Source organism: Devosia sp. P1_H9 (assembly GCF_056405135.1).
Genome location: NZ_JBFUCQ010000009.1, coordinates 123,275 through 141,127 on the forward strand (window position 1 = coordinate 123,275; position 17,853 = coordinate 141,127).

Genomic DNA, 17,853 nt, shown 5'->3' on the forward strand with positions numbered 1-17,853 from the left:
AAACCTCACTCTTCGGTTGTCGCCATTGCCTCGATGCGCCACTGTCTCGGCAAAGAGAAACGGGGGAAACGATGACCAAGCTCGGCGAAACACGATCGCTGGTCTGGGCGCATGGCGTGGTCAGCGTCGAGAGCCTCGGCGGGATGATCGGGCCGACGCTGTTCGTTCTGCCTGACGGCCGCCAGGTGGCCCCGTTCCAGATCGCGCCATGGGCAAACGAACCCGGCGGCGAGGCATTGCCCGGTATCCTGAAGCGGTTGCGCGGTGAGTGGCCGTGTGTGCCATTCGGAGTGGATGGGGATCGCCCGGCGAAGGGCGAATGGCCAGGGTCGACGGCCAGCCCGACGGTCGATACCGATCCGCATGGGTTCAGTTCCAACCATGACTGGCAGTTCGAGGCCGGTTCCTACGGCAGCATCGCGCTCAGCATCGCCTATCCCGACAACCACCCGATCCGAGCGCTGCATCGCCGCGTGACGCCGGACCCGACGACCACGGCGCTGGACTTCGAACTGACCATCGACGTTCGAGCTGATTGCATGTTGCCACTCGGCCTGCATCCTTCGTTCCGGCTGCCGGCCAGGCCCGGCGCCATGCATATCGAGGTTGGCAGCGGCATCACCGGCGCCACGTTTCCCGGGCCCGTCGACGACACTTCGATCTTCGAGCAGGACCGGTTCGTCACGCCATGGCACAACATGCCGCTGCGCGATGGCACCCGGCTCGATGTCAGCCACGTACCACTGCCGCAGGCGACCGAGGAAATCCTGCAGCTGCTTGATATGACCGGCACGGCGTCGCTGTGGAACAGTGCCGAGGGCTATCGGGTTAGGCTCGAGTGGAACCCCGAGCACTATCCGAGCGCGTTGCTGTGGATGTCCAATCGCGGCCGGCAGATGGCGCCGTGGAATGGCCGGCACCTGGCGCTGGGGTTCGAGCCGATCTGCTCGGCGTTCGATCTGGGCCCGCAGATATCGACAGCCGATAATCCGATCTCGCGGCGCGGAACGAAAACCGCCCGCCGGTTCACTGCCGGCGAGCGGTTCATAACGCGTTATCGGATCGCTGTGGAGCCCGCCGATATCGTCTGACCGCGGCGGGTGGTCATCAGCCCTGCGGAGCGAAGCGTACCAGCACCGTTCGGATCTCGCGTGGTGCTAGTTCGACCGTCAGCGCCTTGCCCTTCAGTTCCAGCGCCTGGCCCGGATGCTCGATGGGGTCGGCACTTCGTGCGGCCGCCGGATTGCCGGTGAAGGTCACGGTCTGCTTCACGGGCTTGTCCGAGAGGTTCTGCAGCCGCAGCGCCACCCAGCCATTGTCCTCGCCCGGCTTGCACGTCACCAGCACCGGCGACTTCTCATCCGTGCCGAAGAAGCTGTCGCTGGTCTTGCCAGTGGGCTTGATGTCGCGCATCGCCACCGGCGGCACGGCGACTTCGGCTGCGAAGCGGGCGGCAGTGGCCGCATCCGCGGGGCCTTCGTGGGTGGTCAGTCGATAACGTAGCGGGATGCGGCCCGACTGCGCCGACTTGAAGTTCACCAGCCAGTGGTTGTTGAGGGCCCAGCTCATGATGGTGGGGCCTTCGGGCTGGAGCATGCGGTCCCACTTGCCCGTGGTGATCCCGCCCAGATGCAAAAGGGGGGCATCAAGCGGCACGACGGTTACACCGCGCTTGCTGTCGCTGACATCGACCCAGCGCCCGACCGGGTACCAGTCCTTGGCGGCGCCATCGAGCTGGTCCGTGTTGGGCACCGACGGGATGCCGTTGAGATCGAGCAGGAAGTTGTGTGCGTCGAGCTTGAACGGGAAGGCGACGAACACCGCCTCGGCGTTGGCATGCTCGAGCTTGTCGATGCTCCAGTCGACCACCACGCATTTGGTGTCGGCATCGAGTGCGTAGACTGCGCTGGCGGCGGAGACGCCGGGGGCTGCGATGTGCACGGTGATCGAGGCGCGGCCTTCGAAAATCACCGCAGGATCAAGGGTCACCTTCGTCGCCGTCTCACGCTTCCACGGCGTGTCCGTGTGGCCGGTGAAGAACTCCGGCTTGTCGAAGCTGATATCGGCGATGGCGAGGCGGTCATCGGGCGAGTCCACGGTCTCGTAGACGTACTCGCCCGGGCCCCAGCCTTGGTATTTGCCGGCGAAATCGTGGCCCTGCGCCTTGTCGAACAGCTCGGCGATGGCGCCGGTCTTGGCGTCGATGCGGATGCGGTAGTGCCGGTTCTCGATGGTATCGCCGTCGGCCTTGAGGTCGCTGGAGGGAACGCCCTTTTTCAGGTCGAGGAAGGCATAACCCATCGGCGGGATGGTGCCGGCAACGCGGCGGATCTCGGGAATGGGACGTGGCCCGCCCCAGGTGCTGCGGCGGTTGAAGAAGGTGTCGAGCATGCCGACCGGGGCGGCGCCGCCGCGCGGTTCGGGCTCCTCGACGATGACCTCGCGCTCCCACGGTAGTGTGTTGAACACCAGCAGTTCATCAATCCCCGAAGGCTTGAAGGCCTCTTTGGGATCGAGGTTGCCCAGGTTGAAGCTGCCTTCCGGTCCTTTGGTGCCGAGCGGTGCGGCCAGCGCGTTGGCGGCCTTGGCCACCGAGCCGTGGCCTTCCATGGCGGCGGTATAGGCGAAGCCGGCCTTGCGGTTCCATTGCGCCTGGCTGAACAGCGAGTGTGGCGCCTCCACGGAGGAATAGGCGCCCCAGGTGTGCTCGTCGAAGAGCGTCATCGACTCGTAGATGGCGGCGGCGCGATCGGCGTTCCACTCGCCCTGCCCTTTGCTGCGGCGCCAAGCCTCGAGCGCTTCGCCGATGCCGACGATCTCGTGGGCGGCGCGGTTTACGCCGACTTCGAAGGCGGAGGAACCGACGCCATCGGCCCAGTGATCGGTCCAGTCGCCGCGCTGGGTGCCGATGGATTGGTCATACTTGCTGTCCAATAGTCGCCCGAAGTCTGTCACGGTGATGAACTGCATCTGAACGTTCTTGCGTTCGTCATTCCACCGCCGGACGAAATCCGGCATGCGCGCATCCGGCGGGCCGTTGTCGACGCGGACCGGGTGGGTGGATTCGCAGTAGAGAAAGTCGAACGGGTAGCTGTCGTCGTTCTCGAGTTCGTCGATCCAGCGCGGCAATAGCCGATCGACCAGATCCCAGTTGCCGAGACCGGCCTGGCTGCGGCCGAACAGGTAGTGGTAGCCATTCCAGGCCAGCACCTTCTTACCGCTCGGACCCTCCCAGCGGAAGGCGCCGGGGAACGGCTTGGGACGGGCGCCGCGGATCGGGTTGATGGCGGCGGTGTAGAACTTGATGCCGAGATCATGCAGCAGGTCGGCATAGAGCCAGGAGACGCCATTGACGTCGTCCTGCATCGCCGCCTCGACGTGGAAGCCGAACTCGTCGCGCAGGGCCCGGAGCGGATAGAGCGAGCGGTGCATCTGCTCGATATTGAGCAGCGGCGTCATGTTGTACTGCATGCCGGCGATATCGATGCGGCCCTGCTCGTGCCAGTGGCGGAAGCGGGCGATCTCGGACTTGCTCGCTTGCCGCAGGTACTTGAGGAAGGGGCCGGTGGTCTCGACGGTCCAGCGATACTGCGCCTCGGCCGGATAGGCATCGGTCGCTTCGATCAGGTCGAGAGCCTGGCCGACGAACTCGCCGTGCTGGCGCAGCGCCAGCTCCTGATAGTCGGTGAACCCGATATCGGTGTGGGCGTGGTTGCAGATGTAGATCGTCTTGATCTTGCTCATGGCGTTCCTCCGTCGGCAGGCCGGCTTATGCCGGGTAGATGGCGACGCGGGTCCAGGCGCGTGGGGCGACCTTCAGCCGGACTTCGCCATTGGCGGGCAGTGCTTCCAGCACTTCGCCGGAGAGTGTCGTGCGATTGGCCTTGGCGGGGACAAGCGTGCCGGCGCCGATCCTCGCTTCAACCGTGTCGCCGCCCGGGTTGAGCAGGGTCAGTGCCACGCCGTTGCTGTCGGCTTCGATGCGAGTCAGCAGCAGCGGGCCGAGGTCGGGGTTGAGCAGGCTCGCGGCTGTCGACTTCACCGCACCGCGCTCGCCATAGACATGCGCCGCCAGCGGCTGGACCCGGGCCAGCGCGCCTTGTGCGGATTTGCCGAGCTCCTGCCGCGCGCCGGGCAGCACCCAGAAGCGGAAGCGGGTTTCGCCGCCCTGGTCTGCCTGGAAGTTGGTGCTCCAGTAGTTGTTGGTGAGCCAGGCGAGCAGCGTCGGGTTTTCGCGGACGACGCGGCCATCCGGATCGCCGAAGCGGCCGAAGGTGAAGCCGCCGATCTGCCACAGCGGCACATCGGGACAGGCGACGGTCAGCTCGCGCTGGGTGTCGGCGATGCGGATGAAGCGCTGGGTGGTGATGTAGTGGCGGCTGGCGTAGGGCAGCTGCTCGTCATCGAGCTTCACCACCGCGCCGCCGGTTTCGTAGTCGACGTCCCAACCGCTGCCCAGCGCCGCCGGCATCGGCAGGTAGATCGAGTGGGCCTCCGACAGCGGCCGCTTGGTGACCACCGCGTCGATCGACAGCGCCACGTCGTAGGGCAACAGCCGATAGATCACCTCGACCTTGTCGCCATTTGCCAGCACGAAGGACTGGCTGATCTTGGCACTGCCGCGCTCGACGGTCGCGCTAGTGCTGGCCACCTTTTCCGGCAGGTCGCGCCTGGCCTGCCAGTCGAGGTGCCAGGCTTTGTGCCAATCGGGCGACTCGAGCTCGACCACGTCGAACATGTCGGTGCGGATACCCGAGGCGATGCGTTCCAACACCGGCACGCCGAACTTCAGGTTTTCGGCGGCGGCACCGGCATACTCGACGCCATCGAGTTTCAGCGAGGTGACGCCGCCGCCCTGCTGGTCGAGGGTGACGGTGAGGCGGCCGTTGGACAGCACGCCGTCCTTGGCCGAGAGCTTGCCGTTGTCGTTGGGCACGACACCCTCGGCGGGCATCGTCACGTAGGACAGCGCGGGGACGGCGATGGGCTTGGTCCAGTAGGCACGTTCGTCCGAGAGGTCGGACATCACCACATCCTGGCGCTGGATGCGGTGCGAGGACGGCCCGGTCGGCACAAGGTCCTCGAGGCCGAAGCCGCGCTTCGGATCGGGGGCGCCGGCGAGCGGCGGCAGGTAGGGCAGCCGCAGCGACTGGGTGACCGGGAACGGGTGCGGGTTGAATACCAGCAGGGTCGGATCATCTCCACCGGCGTCGATCGCCAGCTGCTCCAGGGCATCGCGGCGCAGCATGCGGGCGACGCTGGCGCCCTCGGCCGCGGTGACCAGCTTCAGCAGCTGCTGGGTGCGGGTCTCGGGTGAATACGGGTGGCTGATCGAGCGATCGGCGCCCCAGGTGTGCTCGGCATAGAGCGCGAGGCCGTTGCGGGCGACGTCGTGCAGCATAGCGCGGCGGCGCGGTTCGGCGCCCGGGTGCCAAGCTTCACCGGCAAATGCCGCATCGAGGTCGCGTTGGCCGCGCAATGCCTGCGCCGTTTCGTGCGCGGTGCTGCCGGCGCCGAAGTTCCACCAGTCGGTCCAGTCACCGCGGAGGGTTGGCAGCGTGTCCTTGGGCTGGGCGCGCACCCGGTCGAAGAACTCGCTCAGCGTGCCGAAGCGCAGCTTGATGCCGCCCGACGGAGCGTTGCCCTCGTTGAAGCGGCGGATGAAATCGGGGAGCGCGGCCTGCGGCGAACCGTTGTCGTGGTAGCGGATGTTGGTGATCTGCATCATCAGGAACGGATGCGGGTAGCCGTCGTCCTCGAAGCGCTTGGCCCAGTTCGGGACACGCATACGTGCTTCGTCCATGTCGAGCGGGATGCGCAGGCTGCGGTCCGAGGTCACGCCGTAGATGAAGCCGTTATAGGCCGTGATGGTGCGACCGCCGGGGGCTTCCCAGTTGAAGGCCCGCGGCCACGGCTTCAGGGCGTGGCCGTAGTGCTCGTTGATGGCCATCGAGACGCCGGTGATGCCGTGGTCGAGCAGCGCATCGACGACGCCCCAGGGCAGGCCGTTGACGTCGGTGTTCATGGCCGAGCGCACCGGAATGCCGAGATCGCGGAAGAACTTCACCGGGCGCAGCACGTCGACCACCATCGAGTGGTCCATCAGCGGAGTCATGTGCCAGCCCATGCCGGCCACTTCGAACTGGCCGCGCTTCACCGCCGCCATGAAGCGGTCGCGATCGGCGTTCGAGGCATGCTTCCACCAGTCGACGGTCACGCCGGTGATCTCGCAGGTCCAGCGGAACTTCGCGTCATCGGGGTAGTCCTGCGTGCGCTCGGCGATATCGAGCGCCTCGTCGACGAAGCGGCGGTGCAGTTCCATCACCACCGGCTGCGGGTGGGTGTAGCCAATGTCGGTGTGGCTGTGATGGACGAAGAGGATTTCTTTGATCATCGGGTGGCTCGGATCATCGGGTTGAGATTGGGAGGAGTGGACCGCCTAGAAGGCGGCGAGCTTGACCGACATCGGCGTGCCGACATCGAAATGCTGGAGGGGTTCGGAGAGGGTGCCGGCTGCGGTATCGACGGCGAACACCGTCAGCCGGTCGGAATCCTGGTTGGCGACCACGAGGTGCTTGCCCGAGGGCGAGAAGGCGAAATCGCGCGGCGTGGTGCCACCGCTGGGCCAGCGGCCGGTCTGGGTAAGCTTGCCGGTAGTGGCGTCGACTGCGAGGCCGAGGATCTCGTTGCAGACGCGCAGACCAACGAAAAGATGCCGGTCATCGGCGGTCAGCAGGATGCCGGCGGGCTGCACGATGCCGCCGTCGAGCAAGGGGATCGAGAAGACGTCCCGCTGGGTGAGAGCGCCCGTGTCCGGGTCGACTGCGAGGCTGACGACGGTGGGGATCAGCTCGCTGACCATGAAGATGGATTGGCCATCGGCAGAGAACACTAGGTGGCGCGGGCCAAGGCCGGGCGGCAGGGTGAAGTCGCGTACCGGTTCGTGCGTCAGACTACCGTCGGCTCCGAGGCGGTACGCCACCAGTTTGTCGATGCCGAGATCGGCGACATAGACGATGTCGCCTGACGGAGCCGGGACGACGCAATGGGCATGTGCTGCGGTTTGCCGTGCAGGGTTCGGGCCGCTGCCTTGATGGCGGACACTGGCCACCGCCGCGCGGAGCGAACCGTCGCTGGCGATGGGGAAGACGCCGAGAGAATGGTCCGGCCAGCCTGCGGGATTGGCGCCGTTGTAGTTGGCGACCAGCAGGAATTTGCCGTCCGATGAGAGGCTGGCGTGGCAGGCTTCGTTGCCGAGGGTCGGCTGGCGGTTGAGCAGCCGGAGGCCGGCGGGCTCGACTGCGTAGGCGGCGATGGCGCTTTCGCCGGTGCCGGTGATCTCGCAGGTCGAGTAGAGGCGGCCGCGCGCCGCATCGGTCACCAGCCACGCGGTGTCGTCGACTCCCTCGACGAGATCGAGGGCGCTGAGTCGGACCGCCTGTTCGTCGAACGCGAGCCGCGTGATGCCCTGCCCGTTGGCCGCGCCGTATTGCGGCATCGGGCGCGTCAGGCTCCCGGTGAATGCGTAGACCGCCAACTATTCCCTCCCCTTTTTCCTCAGCCATCGCCCCTGCGCCCTGCCGGCGCTTGCCAACCCTGTCGTTTAGATACAGGATCGATGGCGATTGACACAACTAGTATGGTAGACCTACAACGCCTTGGCAAGGGAGGACGATGCCGGTGAACGACACAGCCAAAACCGCAGCGAACACAGTGCTGGTGACCGGCGCCGCGATGGGCATTGGCCGCGCCGTGGCTGAGGTCTTGTCGGCTGAGGGACGCGGTCTCGTGCTGTTCGACCTCAACGCCGAGGCGCTGCAGGCGACGGCGAAAGAGCTCGGCGGCAAGCATGCGGTGCAGGTTGGTTCAGTCTCGAATCTTGCCGACTGCGAGGCCGCGGTAGCACTCGCGGTAGAGCGCTTCGGAGGGCTCGCGGGCGTCTCCCACAACGCCGGCATCCAGACCTACGGTGACGCGGTTTCGACTACGCCCGAACTGTGGGCCAAGACGCTCGATACCAATCTCACCGGTGGCTTTTACGTCGCCAAAGCGGCGATGCCTGAGCTGCGGCGCAACAAGGGCGTGATCGTCCTGACCGCATCAGTCCAGGGCATGGCCGCACAGAAGGGTGCGCTGGCCTATGTGGTCGCCAAGCACGGTCTGATCGGCCTCGTCACCGGCATGGCAATGGATGAAGCCGCCAATGGCGTACGCGTCCTCGGCGTGGCGCCAGGCTCGGTCGAAACGCCGATGCTGCGCTGGGCCATCAATCTCGATCCGAACCCCGCGGCCCTCGACGAAGAGATCGACGCGATGCACCCGATCGGCCGCCGCGCCCAGCCGCGCGAGATCGCCGAGGTCATCACCTTCCTCCTCTCCGACAAAGCCTCGTTCATGACCGGGGAAACCGTGCGCGTCGATGGCGGCATGCTGGCGCGCATCCCCGGCGCTCCCCGAAAAAGCTGAGACCACTATGAAGATCGTCGACATCAAGGCCACCACCGTTGCAGTGCCGCTCGAGGCGCCGCTGCGGCACGCGTCGGGCGCCCATTGGGGGCGGTTCGTGCGCACCATCGTCGAGGTGGTGACCGACGAGGGCATCTCCGGCTGGGGTGAACTTGGCGGCGGCGGCGAGAGCGCCGAGAACGCGGTGAAGGGCCTCCTGCCCTACCTCAAAGGGCATGATCCGCTGCAGCTGGAACAGCTGCGCTGGAAGATCATGAACCCGGTGGCCAGCCTCTACAATTCACGCATGCAGGTGCATGCGGCGCTCGAGATGGCGTGCATGGACGTGGCCGGCAAGGCGCTCGGCGTGCGCGCCTGCGACCTGATCGGCGGGGCGTTGCGCGAGTCGATCCCCTTCGCCAGCTACTTGTTCTATCGCTACGGCAACGAGAAGAACGGCTTTGGCGACGAGTTCTCGGCCGACGCGCTGGTGGCCGAGGCCAAGCGCCAGAAGGAACTGCACGGCTTCAAGTCGCACAAGCTGAAGGGCGGCGTGTTCGCCCCCGAGCACGATGTCGAGGTGTTCTCGGCCATCGCCGACGCACTGCCCGGTGACCGCTTCCGGCTCGACCCCAATTCGGTGTGGTCGGTGGAAGAGTCGATCTGGGTGGCGAAAGAGATTGGGCACATCCGCAACGACTATTTCGAGGACCCGTGCTTCGGCCTCGAGGGCATGCGTCGGCTGCGTGAACGCATCTCGATCCCGACCGCAACCAACACCGTGGTGGTCAATTTCGAGCAGCTCGCAGCCTGCATCAAGCACGACGCGGTCGACGTGATCCTCCTCGACACTACGTTCTGGGGCGGGCTGCGGCAGGCCTACAAGGCCGGCCAGGTGCTCGAGACCTTCCAGTTCGGCGCCAGCGTCCACTCGTCGGGCGAACTCGGCATCCAGCTCGCCTCGATGCTGCACCTGGGCGCGGCGCTGCCCAACATGAGCTTTGCCGCCGACGCGCATTACCACCACCTGCTCGACGACATCATCGTGGGCGGGAAGCTCAAATACGTCGATGGCGAGATCGCGCTGCCCAAGGGCCCCGGCCTCGGCGTCGAGGTCGATCGAGACAAGCTCGCCCAGTACGCCGCCTACTACCGCGAGGTTGGCGGCTACACCTACGACCGCGATCCGCAGCGCCCGGACTGGTACTCGATCCAGCCCGAGATGCGCTACGCCGACCCAGCCGGACGATAAGAGGCGCCATGGCAACCGTTACCCTCCGGGACATCATCAAGATCTACGGCGAGTACGTCGCGATCAAGGGCGTCGACCTCGACATCGAGGACGGCACCTTCGTGGTGCTGGTCGGGCCATCTGGCTGCGGCAAGTCCACCATCCTCAGGATGATCGCCGGGCTCGAGACTATCTCGCATGGCGAGCTGAAGATCGACGGCAAGCTGGTCAACGACCTGCCGTCGCGCGACCGCGGCATCTCGATGGTGTTCCAGTCCTACGCGCTCTATCCGCACATGAGCGTCAGCGACAATCTGGGCTTTGGCTTGCGCATCAGCGGCGTGCCGAAGGCGGAGATCGCGCGGCGGCGGGGCGAGGCGGCGAAGATGCTGGGGCTCGATCCGTACATGGACCGCCGGCCAAGCCAGCTATCGGGCGGGCAGCGGCAGCGCGTCGCCATCGGCCGCGCCATGGTGCGTGAGCCCAAGGTGTTCCTGTTCGACGAGCCGCTGTCGAACCTCGATGCCAAGCTCCGCAACCAGACGCGCATCGAGATCAAGCGGCTGCAGCGCCAGCTCGGCGCGACGGTAGTGTTCGTCACCCACGACCAGGTCGAGGCGATGACGCTGGCCGACAAGATCGTGGTGCTGAACGACGGCCGGGTGGCGCAGATCGGCACGCCGCTCGAGGTGTTCGAGCGGCCGGCGAACATGTTCGTCGCCGGGTTCATGGGCGCGCCGTCGATGAACATGCTGAAGGCCGAGGTCGGTCCGGGCAACACCATCCGGGCGGCCGGGCTCGATATCCCGGTGCCCGCGGATCGGTTCGCCCTGCCCGCCCAGGGCACGGCGGTGACGCTGGGCATCCGGCCCGAGGACATCGTGCCCGAGGGGCACGGCACTCGACCCGACCTTGGCGCCGATTTCAGCGCCGAAGTGAGTTTCGCCGAGATGCTCGGCAACGAAAGCCTGCTGTTTGCCGACCTCGGTGGCACCGAGATCGTCGCACGCATGCAGCACCCGCGCGCGCTCGAGCCGAACCAGTCGGTGCGGTTCCGCATCGACTGCACGCGCGTCCACGTCTTCGACAACGGAAGCCAGAATTCGCTGCTCCGCTAGGGGGCAGCGGGAACAACGACAAGGGAGAGAGACATGTCGTTTATGAGGACTATGACTAGCGTGGGCCTAGCTGCCCTCGTGTCAGCCAGCGCCGCGCAGGCCCAGGACCTGATCCTCAACTCGGACAAGACCGAGTGGAACCCGGGCATTACCGCGATGATGGACGCTGCCGGCGCCGCCGCGGGCGTCAAGGTCACGGTGCAGGACATCACGCCGACCGACAAGTATCAGGCGTACATGCAGACCTCGATCGCCGGCAACAATGCGCCGGCGTTCTTCACCTGGTGGAACGGCCAGCAGTTGAGCGACCTGGTGGCGACGGGCATTCCCGCCGACCTCAGCGCCAACTGGGATGCGGCCATCGCCAACGGCGACTATTCGGAAGCGCAGCGCGAGCTGGTCAGCGTCGACGGCAAGCCCTACGGCGTGCTGCTGAACGTCGCCAACTGGGTGGTGTTCTACAACACCGCAGCGTTCGAGAAGGCCGGCATCGCAGCGCCTCCCACCACCTGGGAAGAGCTGATGGCCGACGCCGACAAGCTGAAGGCGGCGGGCTACACCCCGTTCAACGGCCCGACCTCGGGCGGCTGGATGCCGTTCATCTGGTTCAGCCAGCTGGTGCTCGGCGGCGATCCGGACGCCTTTGTCGGGCTGACCGACGGCACCGTGCCCTATGACGGCCCGGCCGTGCAGAACGCCTTCAAGGTCTGGGGCGACATGTACGCCAAGGGCTACTTCACCGACCCGCGCGAGCAGGACGACCAGAAGTTCTTCGTCGACGGCACGGCCGCCATGTACCTGATTGGCGACTGGCACTCGGGCTCGTTCGCCGAAGCCGGGATGGAGCCGGGCAAGGACTTCAAGACCTTCCTGATGCCGTCGCTGTCGCCGGATGTGCAGCAGTCGGTAATCGTCGAGGCCTCGCCGATCGTCGTCTCGAAGGCGGCGCTCGATGCCAACCCTGAACTCACCAAGGCCGTACAGTCGATGATGGGCGTCGACGCCTCCAACGCGCTTGGCACCAAGATCCAGGTCTACAACGGCAACCTCAAGGCCGCGGCGCCCAACGCCACGATCCAGGCCAACAAGGACATGGTGGCCGCCGCCAAGCCGCGGGCGCTGGTGCGCTGGTGGGAAGCCGTGCCGTCGCAGATCCAGGGCGACCTCGTCGCTGCCATGGGTGCCTTCATGTTCAACCCGACCCCCGAGCAGGCGGCCGAGTCGATGAAGACCATGCAGACCATCAACGCCGACTACTGGGCCAGCAAGTAAGCCAGTTCCTCCCGCCGGTCGCGCTCTCGGGCGCGGCCGGCACCCCGATTGGAGCACCTCAGATGATTGCCACCGCCTCGGCCCTGCTCTCGCCGCAAGTGTTGAAGGAAGCGCGCCGCCGGGAGCGGCGGGTCGCCTGGCAGCAGACGCGCGTCGCCTGGCTGTTCATCGCGCCGGCGGTGATCATGGTGACGCTGTTCCTGCTCACCCCGGTGGTGTTCAACGTCATCCTCAGCTTTACCAAGTGGCAGAAGTTCACCGGGCTCGACCAGTTCGCCGGCTTCAACAATTACGCCCGGCTGTTCCGCCTGCCGTATTTCTCGGAAGCGCTGTCCAATACCGCAGTCTGGGTGGTGGGCGCCGTCATCTTCCCGTTGGCGGTCGGCCTCGGGCTGGCGCTGCTGCTGCGCAACATCCCGTTCCAGGAAACCTTCAAGAGCCTGTTCTTCCTGCCGCGCGTGCTGGCGCCGACAGCGGTTGCCGCGATCTGGTACTACGTCTACGCGCCGCGCGGCGTGCTCAACTCAGCCGTTTCCGGGATCACCGGCACACCGTTCGATTTCGGCTGGCTGTACGATCCGGCGACCATCACCGGCTCGGTGATCGTCACCTTCGTCTGGCAGACCGTCGGCATCACCATGGTGCTGCTGCTGCTCGGGCTTGCCGCGATCCCCAAGGATCCGGTTGAAGCGGCGCGCGTGGACGGCGCCTCGAACTTCCAGATTTTCCGCCACATCGTCTGGCCGCTGCTGCTGCCGACCGTGCTGGTCGTGACCATTCTCAACGTCGCGGCGGGCTTCACCACCTTCGACCTGCTGTGGGTGATGGCAACCTCGTTCCCCGGCAAGCGCACGCTCTCGCTCGCGGTTTACATGTACTACGAGAGCTTCTCGAACGGCGCCTGGGCCTATGGCTCGGCAGTCGCGGTGGTGCTGGGCGCCATGGTGATCACCGTCAGCGCGTTGCTCGCCGTGGTGCAGGCGCGCGTCAGCAAGAACATCCGATAGGCAGATCATGGCAGTCGATATCACCGACAAGGCGTTCATCTCGGGCCTGATCGCGAAGGAGAAGCGCACGCAGCGCCAGGGCGGCCGCTGGCTGGTGCTCCCGATCCTGGCGCTCACCATCGCCTACCTGACGCCGCTCTATTACCTGTTCGTCACCATCTTCAAGACCTCCGAGGAATACGCCAAGAAGGGTGTGCTGGAGCTGCCGGACAGCCTCGCGCCGCTCGCCGACAACGTCGTGCAGGCCTGGACCATCGCCAACCTCGGCCAGGCGGCGATGAACTCGTTCAGCTACGCACTGGTCGGGGCGGTGCTGTCGGTGTCGTTTGCCGCGGCGGCGGCCTACGGCATGACGCGGTTGCACCTCCTCGGTTCGAACGGCTGGTTCATGCTGATCTTCACTGGCACGCTGTTCCCGTTCCAGATGTACCTGGTGCCGCTGCTGTTCGGTTATCAGCGGCTTGGACTGGTCAACACTTGGTTCGGCATGCTGCTGGTCTACGTAGCGATCTGCATCCCGTTCCCACTGCTGGTGCTGCGCAACTCGTTCTCGGCGATTACACGCGAGGTCGACGAGGCGGCACGCATCGAGGGGGCGAGCGAATGGCGGGTGTTCACCTCGATGATCGTGCCCAACGCTATGGGCCCGCTGATCGCGCTGTTCCTGTTGCAGTTCACCTTCATCTGGAATGACCTGCTGTTCTCCTCAATTCTCGCCAACGGCATCGAGGTCCGTTCGATCATGGTGGCGTTGCAGTCGCTGCAGGGCACCTATTCGACGCTGGGGCCAAACGTGGTGATTACCGCGACGCTGATTTCGAGTATCCCCACGGTCTTGCTGTTCATCGCCCTGAGGAAGTACTTCATGGCTGGACTGCAGCTGGGGACCAAATGACGGCAAAATGGCAATGAAGGCGCCCAAGGCGATATCAGCTGCGAAAACGGCAGCAGCGGAGTTGGGGAGCGACAGCGTCTACAGCCCGCGCCAGGATGGCGGCTCGATCGCCAGCCAGGTCTACGAGCACCTGATGCAGCAGATCCTCGATATGCAATTGCAGCCGTTCCAGGAATTGTCCGAGGCCCGCCTCGCCGCCGAGTTCGGGGTCAGCCGTACCCCGGTGCGCGAAGCCTTCGCCCGCCTCGCCCGGCGCGGGCTGGTGGAAATCCTGCCACAGCGCGGCACCGTGGTGTCGCCGCTCAGCGAGAACCTGATCGCCAAGTCGCGTTTCATCCGCGAGGCGCTGGAGCGCCCCCTCGCCCGCCTCGCGGCCGAGCGGCTGACACCGGAGATTGCGGCGCTCCTGAAGCGCGAGATCGTGCTGCAGCAGACCTTCGCGGGGCTCGGCGACGACCAGGATTTCCTCAAGTCGGATGACCGCTTCCACGCGCTGATCGCCAAGGCGGCCGGCTTCGAGACGATCTGGGACGACGTGCGCGAGGCGAAGTTCCACATGGACCGCATCCGCCGGCTGTCGTTGCTCAGCCAGGAGCACATGTATTTCATCGTCGGCGAACACGAGGAAATCCTCGCCCGCCTGCAGGCAGGCGACGCCAAAGGCGCTGACGAGAGCATGGCGGTGCACCTCGTCTCGGTGATGCGCGAACTCGACGTCATCCGCTCGGCGCACCCCGAGTATTTCGTGCGCGTGGCCGCCGCGGCGGAGCACTAGAGGCCGCGCTTCGACGATATCGGCACGTGGATGGTGCCCAACGTTCGGGCTGTTATCCGCCGAGGCCTGGTATTGCCGCGACCTTGCCGCTAAGGCGGGCCCCGAGGAACAGGCTCGCGGGGAAGGTGCGGACAAAGCGGCGCATCAGGCCGGCGGTCATGGGCCGGGAAGCGAGGCCAGCCAGCGCCGATGCCGTGAGGATCCGCAGGGCGAACTGCTTGTGCCAGGCGGCCGCATAACGCTGCCCGGCCTGCTCGCGCCCGGCTTCGTCCCACCTGCGAACACCGGCCAGTTCCGATGCCAGCAGCCAGCCGGACTGGAGCGCCATCGAAATTCCCTCGGCAATGATCGGGTGGGACTCGCCGGCGACGTTGCCGACGCGGAAGATGTCGGCCGCGTAGCAAGCGCGAATGCCGGGGCGGATGGGGCCTGCCGCCAGCCACCCACCATCGAGACTGGCGTCGCGCAGCACAAGGGCGGCGCCGGGACAGGAGGCAAGGATGTGCTGATGGACCACCTCGCCCGCAGACAGGCCCCGGCTGGCGGCTCGGATGGTATCCAGTTGATCCCGCTGGACGCAGCAGGACAATGACATCCGCCCTTGATCGGCCCAGACCATGCCGCCGTAGCCGCCGGGAAAGGCCAGCAGGGGCATCAGGTCAGGCGGCAGGGCCGAATCCCGAAAATGCGCCTTGAAGCCGAGAAAATCGGACGGGCGGTGCTGCTTTTTCGACTGGGTCGGGAGGCCACCTGGCTCCCACGACCCATGGGCGGCGATGAGCGCCGGGGCGGTCAGGATGTGCTGCTCGCTGCCGCTTTCGATGCGGATGGCCCAATCCTCGCCATCGCGGAACGCTGCAACCGCCTGCCAGGGCTGCCACACCGTCGCCCCCGCTTCGGCTGCCACCTCGAGCAGCAGCGTATCGAGCACATCGCGCCCGAGCGCCCGCCCGAACGCGTCGGACGCGGCCCGCGGCATCATGGCTTCGATACCTCGCCCCGCCGCAAACAGCGCGAGGCGCCGCACCTCGGGCCCGGCGAGACTGCGCACTCTGTCGCCGACCCCTAGCCGGTCGAGCAATGCGAGGTTCACCGGCGAGATGAACTCGCCGCAGACCTTGCTGCGCGGGAAGGCACTCTTTTCGACAATGGCGACCGCGCGCCCCTGCCGAGCGAGCGCGATCGCAGTCGAGGCGCCGGAGGGACCACCACCGATGATGATGGCGTCGTACCTCACGGCGCGGCCTCTACTGCTGAGAACAGGTGGGTGAACGGCCCTACGGCTCGTTCCCGAATCTTCATGCGGTCGGCGTCCGGCCATAGGCGGGACAGTTCCTGGCCCGCGAAGCCGGCTTGGACGCTGACGGCGGCATCGTGCAGCGTGACTGCGTTGGCCCCGATCACTCGCAGCAGTCCGGTTGCCGCCAGCGCCACCGCGCGGCGTCTTGGTTCGGTCGCCACGAACGCCGGGGCCAGCCGCCTTGCGGCGGCCAGCAGCCGCGTCAACTGGGCTTCGTCAAAGTGGTGCAGGAACAGGTTGGCAGTGACGAGGTCGAACTCTCCTGCCGGGGCCTGCTCCATCCAGGCCAACGCATCCGAGGTGACGGTGTCGATCCGCCAGCCGAGCTCGACGAACCGCCGTCGCCGCTCGGATGGAACCAGGTCCTGCTGGTCGAGAAGCACGACCTGCACGTCGGGCCAGTGGCGCGCCATGCGCCTCGCCACCGCTAGCATGAAGGCGCCGTCGCCGCAGCCAATCTCGAGGATCCGCCGCGGAGGCCTCGGCAGGTCCTTGCGCAACCGCCGGGACATGATGGCGGCCTGGAACATGATGGCATTGATCCAGACCAGGTCGCGGCGCGACCCGATCGCTTGCGCGTTGCTCGGCGGCAGGTGGTCGAGCAGTTCCGGCGTGAGCCGGCGCTGCGCCAGGACGCCGGCCATTTCAGGCAGCGTCGGCGGTGTGGAACATGAAGGTCTCGGCCGTCAAACCCGGGCCGAAAGCCATAGCGCAGCCGATCTGGTCCGCCTGCCGATGTTCCAGCATGTCGGCCAGCACGAACATCACCGTCGCCGACGACATGTTGCCGTTCTTGCGCAGCACCTCGCGCGACGGCCGCAGCGCTTCGCCGTCGAGGCCAAGCGATCGCTCAACGGCGTCGAGCACGGATTTGCCGCCTGGGTGGATGGCCCAGAGGTCAACATTGTTCAGCCCGCGATTGCCGAGGATATCCGAGATGCCGGTGCCGAGCGTCTCGTGAATGGCAGCGGGCACCTGGCCGGACAGCACCATATCGAAGCCGTCGTCGCGGACCGTCCAGGTCATCAGGTCGCGGCTGCCCGGCGCGACGATGCCATGGAAGCTATCGAGCGCGATGCCGGTCGGCTCGGCGGTAACCAGCGCCGCCGCTGAGCCGTCGCCCCACAGGAGGAAGGTGAGCAAGCGCTCGAGATCGGTGGTTTCCTTGAGATGCAACGTGCAGAGCTCGATGTTGACGGTGAGGACCCGCGCATCGGGAGTGGACCGGACGATGTGGCGCGCCAGCTTGAGCGCGTTGACCGCGGCGTAGCAGCCCATGAAGCCGATGATCGTCCGCTCGATCGACGGGTTCAGCCCGCAACGTGCGATGATTTCGAGGTCGACTCCCGGCGCGGAGAAGCCGGTGCATGTGGTGACGATGAGATGGGTGATCCGCGCGGCATCTTCGCCAAGGTTGAGCCCCTCCACTGCCCTCTGCGCCAATGCGGGGGCGGCCTCGGCGAACAGGTCCATGCGCACCGCCGTCCCCGGGAATGCACCGCGCCGGAACCGGCCAGCGGCGTCGACGGTCGGGCCATTGGGGTCGGCGGCCGAAGGATAGCAGGCGAAACGATGCTCAATGCCGCTCTTGGTCGCCATGCGATTGAATATGGCCTGGCGGCGCGGATCGTCGGCCAGTTGCGAGCTCGCGAAACCGAGCGAGAACTGGTGGACGTCGTGGTCGGGAACCGCGGCGGAAATCTTGTTCACGTAGGCCTGGGTAGACATCACGGCTCCTTGGTTAGGCCCAAGGGACCGGGGAGCGGACGCTTACCCCTGGGCTCTCAGGGGTAACACTCGCGGTGTCGGT

General features: G+C 66.2%; 14 protein-coding genes. 8 read left to right on the forward strand and 6 right to left on the reverse strand.

Annotated elements, in window-relative coordinates; translation table 11 throughout:
- Nucleotides 1-71 precede the first annotated feature (71 nt).
- Nucleotides 72-1,091, forward strand: a complete 1,020-nt coding sequence (locus AC1DYL_RS17790; RefSeq protein ID WP_477174202.1) for a hypothetical protein — start codon at nt 72-74, stop codon at nt 1,089-1,091.
- Between the two features lie 16 nt (nt 1,092-1,107).
- Here the strand turns inward: AC1DYL_RS17790 and AC1DYL_RS17795 are convergent, their stop codons facing one another.
- Genes AC1DYL_RS17795 through AC1DYL_RS17805 form a run of 3 tightly spaced genes read right to left on the reverse strand, consistent with a single transcriptional unit; the run spans nt 1,108 to nt 7,537 of the window.
- Nucleotides 1,108-3,744: a glycoside hydrolase family 38 N-terminal domain-containing protein gene (locus AC1DYL_RS17795; protein WP_477174203.1), complete on the reverse strand. Its 2,637-nt coding sequence runs from the start codon at nt 3,742-3,744 to the stop codon at nt 1,108-1,110.
- Between the two features lie 25 nt (nt 3,745-3,769).
- Nucleotides 3,770-6,394: a glycoside hydrolase family 38 N-terminal domain-containing protein gene (locus AC1DYL_RS17800; protein ID WP_477174204.1), complete on the reverse strand. Its 2,625-nt coding sequence runs from the start codon at nt 6,392-6,394 to the stop codon at nt 3,770-3,772.
- 45 nt (nt 6,395-6,439) lie between these two features.
- Nucleotides 6,440-7,537: a lactonase family protein gene (locus AC1DYL_RS17805; protein WP_477174205.1), complete on the reverse strand. Its 1,098-nt coding sequence runs from the start codon at nt 7,535-7,537 to the stop codon at nt 6,440-6,442.
- Between the two features lie 143 nt (nt 7,538-7,680).
- Here AC1DYL_RS17805 and AC1DYL_RS17810 point away from each other — a divergent pair, with 143 nt between their 5' ends.
- The 7 genes from AC1DYL_RS17810 (at nt 7,681) to AC1DYL_RS17840 (ending at nt 14,743) form a co-directional block, all read left to right on the forward strand.
- Complete coding sequence (locus AC1DYL_RS17810) at nt 7,681-8,466, forward strand: SDR family NAD(P)-dependent oxidoreductase (RefSeq protein WP_477174206.1); 786 nt, start codon at nt 7,681-7,683, stop codon at nt 8,464-8,466.
- A 7-nt stretch (nt 8,467-8,473) separates the two neighbouring features.
- A complete protein-coding gene (locus tag AC1DYL_RS17815) occupies nt 8,474-9,697 on the forward strand; it encodes an enolase C-terminal domain-like protein (RefSeq protein WP_477174207.1) in 1,224 nt (407 codons plus the stop codon).
- An 8-nt stretch (nt 9,698-9,705) separates the two neighbouring features.
- Complete coding sequence (locus tag AC1DYL_RS17820) at nt 9,706-10,794, forward strand: ABC transporter ATP-binding protein (RefSeq protein ID WP_477174208.1); 1,089 nt, start codon at nt 9,706-9,708, stop codon at nt 10,792-10,794.
- A gap of 60 nt (nt 10,795-10,854) precedes the next feature.
- The gene (locus AC1DYL_RS17825) at nt 10,855-12,066 is read left to right on the forward strand and encodes an ABC transporter substrate-binding protein (RefSeq protein ID WP_477174209.1); all 1,212 of its coding nucleotides are present in this window, start codon (nt 10,855-10,857) and stop codon (nt 12,064-12,066) included.
- A gap of 62 nt (nt 12,067-12,128) precedes the next feature.
- On the forward strand, nt 12,129-13,073 hold the full coding sequence (locus tag AC1DYL_RS17830; RefSeq protein WP_477174210.1) for a carbohydrate ABC transporter permease: 945 nt from the start codon (nt 12,129-12,131) through the stop codon (nt 13,071-13,073).
- A gap of 7 nt (nt 13,074-13,080) precedes the next feature.
- Nucleotides 13,081-13,968, forward strand: a complete 888-nt coding sequence (locus AC1DYL_RS17835) for a carbohydrate ABC transporter permease (RefSeq protein ID WP_477174211.1) — start codon at nt 13,081-13,083, stop codon at nt 13,966-13,968.
- Between the two features lie 7 nt (nt 13,969-13,975).
- Nucleotides 13,976-14,743, forward strand: coding sequence for a GntR family transcriptional regulator (locus tag AC1DYL_RS17840; RefSeq protein WP_477150714.1), 768 nt, complete (start codon nt 13,976-13,978; stop codon nt 14,741-14,743).
- Between the two features lie 52 nt (nt 14,744-14,795).
- Here the strand turns inward: AC1DYL_RS17840 and AC1DYL_RS17845 are convergent, their stop codons facing one another.
- The 3 genes from AC1DYL_RS17845 to AC1DYL_RS17855 are packed head-to-tail and all read right to left on the reverse strand — an operon-like array spanning nt 14,796 to nt 17,771.
- A complete protein-coding gene (locus AC1DYL_RS17845) occupies nt 14,796-15,980 on the reverse strand; it encodes an NAD(P)/FAD-dependent oxidoreductase (RefSeq protein ID WP_477174212.1) in 1,185 nt (394 codons plus the stop codon).
- Nucleotides 15,977-16,687: a class I SAM-dependent methyltransferase gene (locus AC1DYL_RS17850; RefSeq protein WP_477174213.1), complete on the reverse strand. Its 711-nt coding sequence runs from the start codon at nt 16,685-16,687 to the stop codon at nt 15,977-15,979. The genes AC1DYL_RS17845 and AC1DYL_RS17850 overlap by 4 nt, the downstream gene beginning before the upstream one ends.
- A gap of 1 nt (nt 16,688) precedes the next feature.
- The gene (locus AC1DYL_RS17855; RefSeq protein WP_477174214.1) at nt 16,689-17,771 is read right to left on the reverse strand and encodes a type III polyketide synthase; all 1,083 of its coding nucleotides are present in this window, start codon (nt 17,769-17,771) and stop codon (nt 16,689-16,691) included.
- Nucleotides 17,772-17,853 lie beyond the last annotated feature (82 nt).

Excerpts from the sequence above, each read along its gene's own strand:
- AC1DYL_RS17830 (WP_477174210.1), top strand. The coding sequence starts at position 12,129 with ATGATTGCCACCGCCTCGGCCCTGCTCTCGCCGCAAGTGTTGAAGGAA.
- AC1DYL_RS17835 (WP_477174211.1), top strand. The coding sequence starts at position 13,081 with ATGGCAGTCGATATCACCGACAAGGCGTTCATCTCGGGCCTGATCGCG.
- AC1DYL_RS17855 (WP_477174214.1), bottom strand. The coding sequence starts at position 17,771 with ATGTCTACCCAGGCCTACGTGAACAAGATTTCCGCCGCGGTTCCCGAC.
- AC1DYL_RS17820 (WP_477174208.1), top strand. The coding sequence starts at position 9,706 with ATGGCAACCGTTACCCTCCGGGACATCATCAAGATCTACGGCGAGTAC.
- AC1DYL_RS17850 (WP_477174213.1), bottom strand. The coding sequence starts at position 16,687 with ATGGCCGGCGTCCTGGCGCAGCGCCGGCTCACGCCGGAACTGCTCGAC.
- AC1DYL_RS17815 (WP_477174207.1), top strand. The coding sequence starts at position 8,474 with ATGAAGATCGTCGACATCAAGGCCACCACCGTTGCAGTGCCGCTCGAG.
- AC1DYL_RS17840 (WP_477150714.1), top strand. The coding sequence starts at position 13,976 with ATGGCAATGAAGGCGCCCAAGGCGATATCAGCTGCGAAAACGGCAGCA.
- AC1DYL_RS17790 (WP_477174202.1), top strand. The coding sequence starts at position 72 with ATGACCAAGCTCGGCGAAACACGATCGCTGGTCTGGGCGCATGGCGTG.
- AC1DYL_RS17800 (WP_477174204.1), bottom strand. The coding sequence starts at position 6,394 with ATGATCAAAGAAATCCTCTTCGTCCATCACAGCCACACCGACATTGGC.
- AC1DYL_RS17795 (WP_477174203.1), bottom strand. The coding sequence starts at position 3,744 with ATGAGCAAGATCAAGACGATCTACATCTGCAACCACGCCCACACCGAT.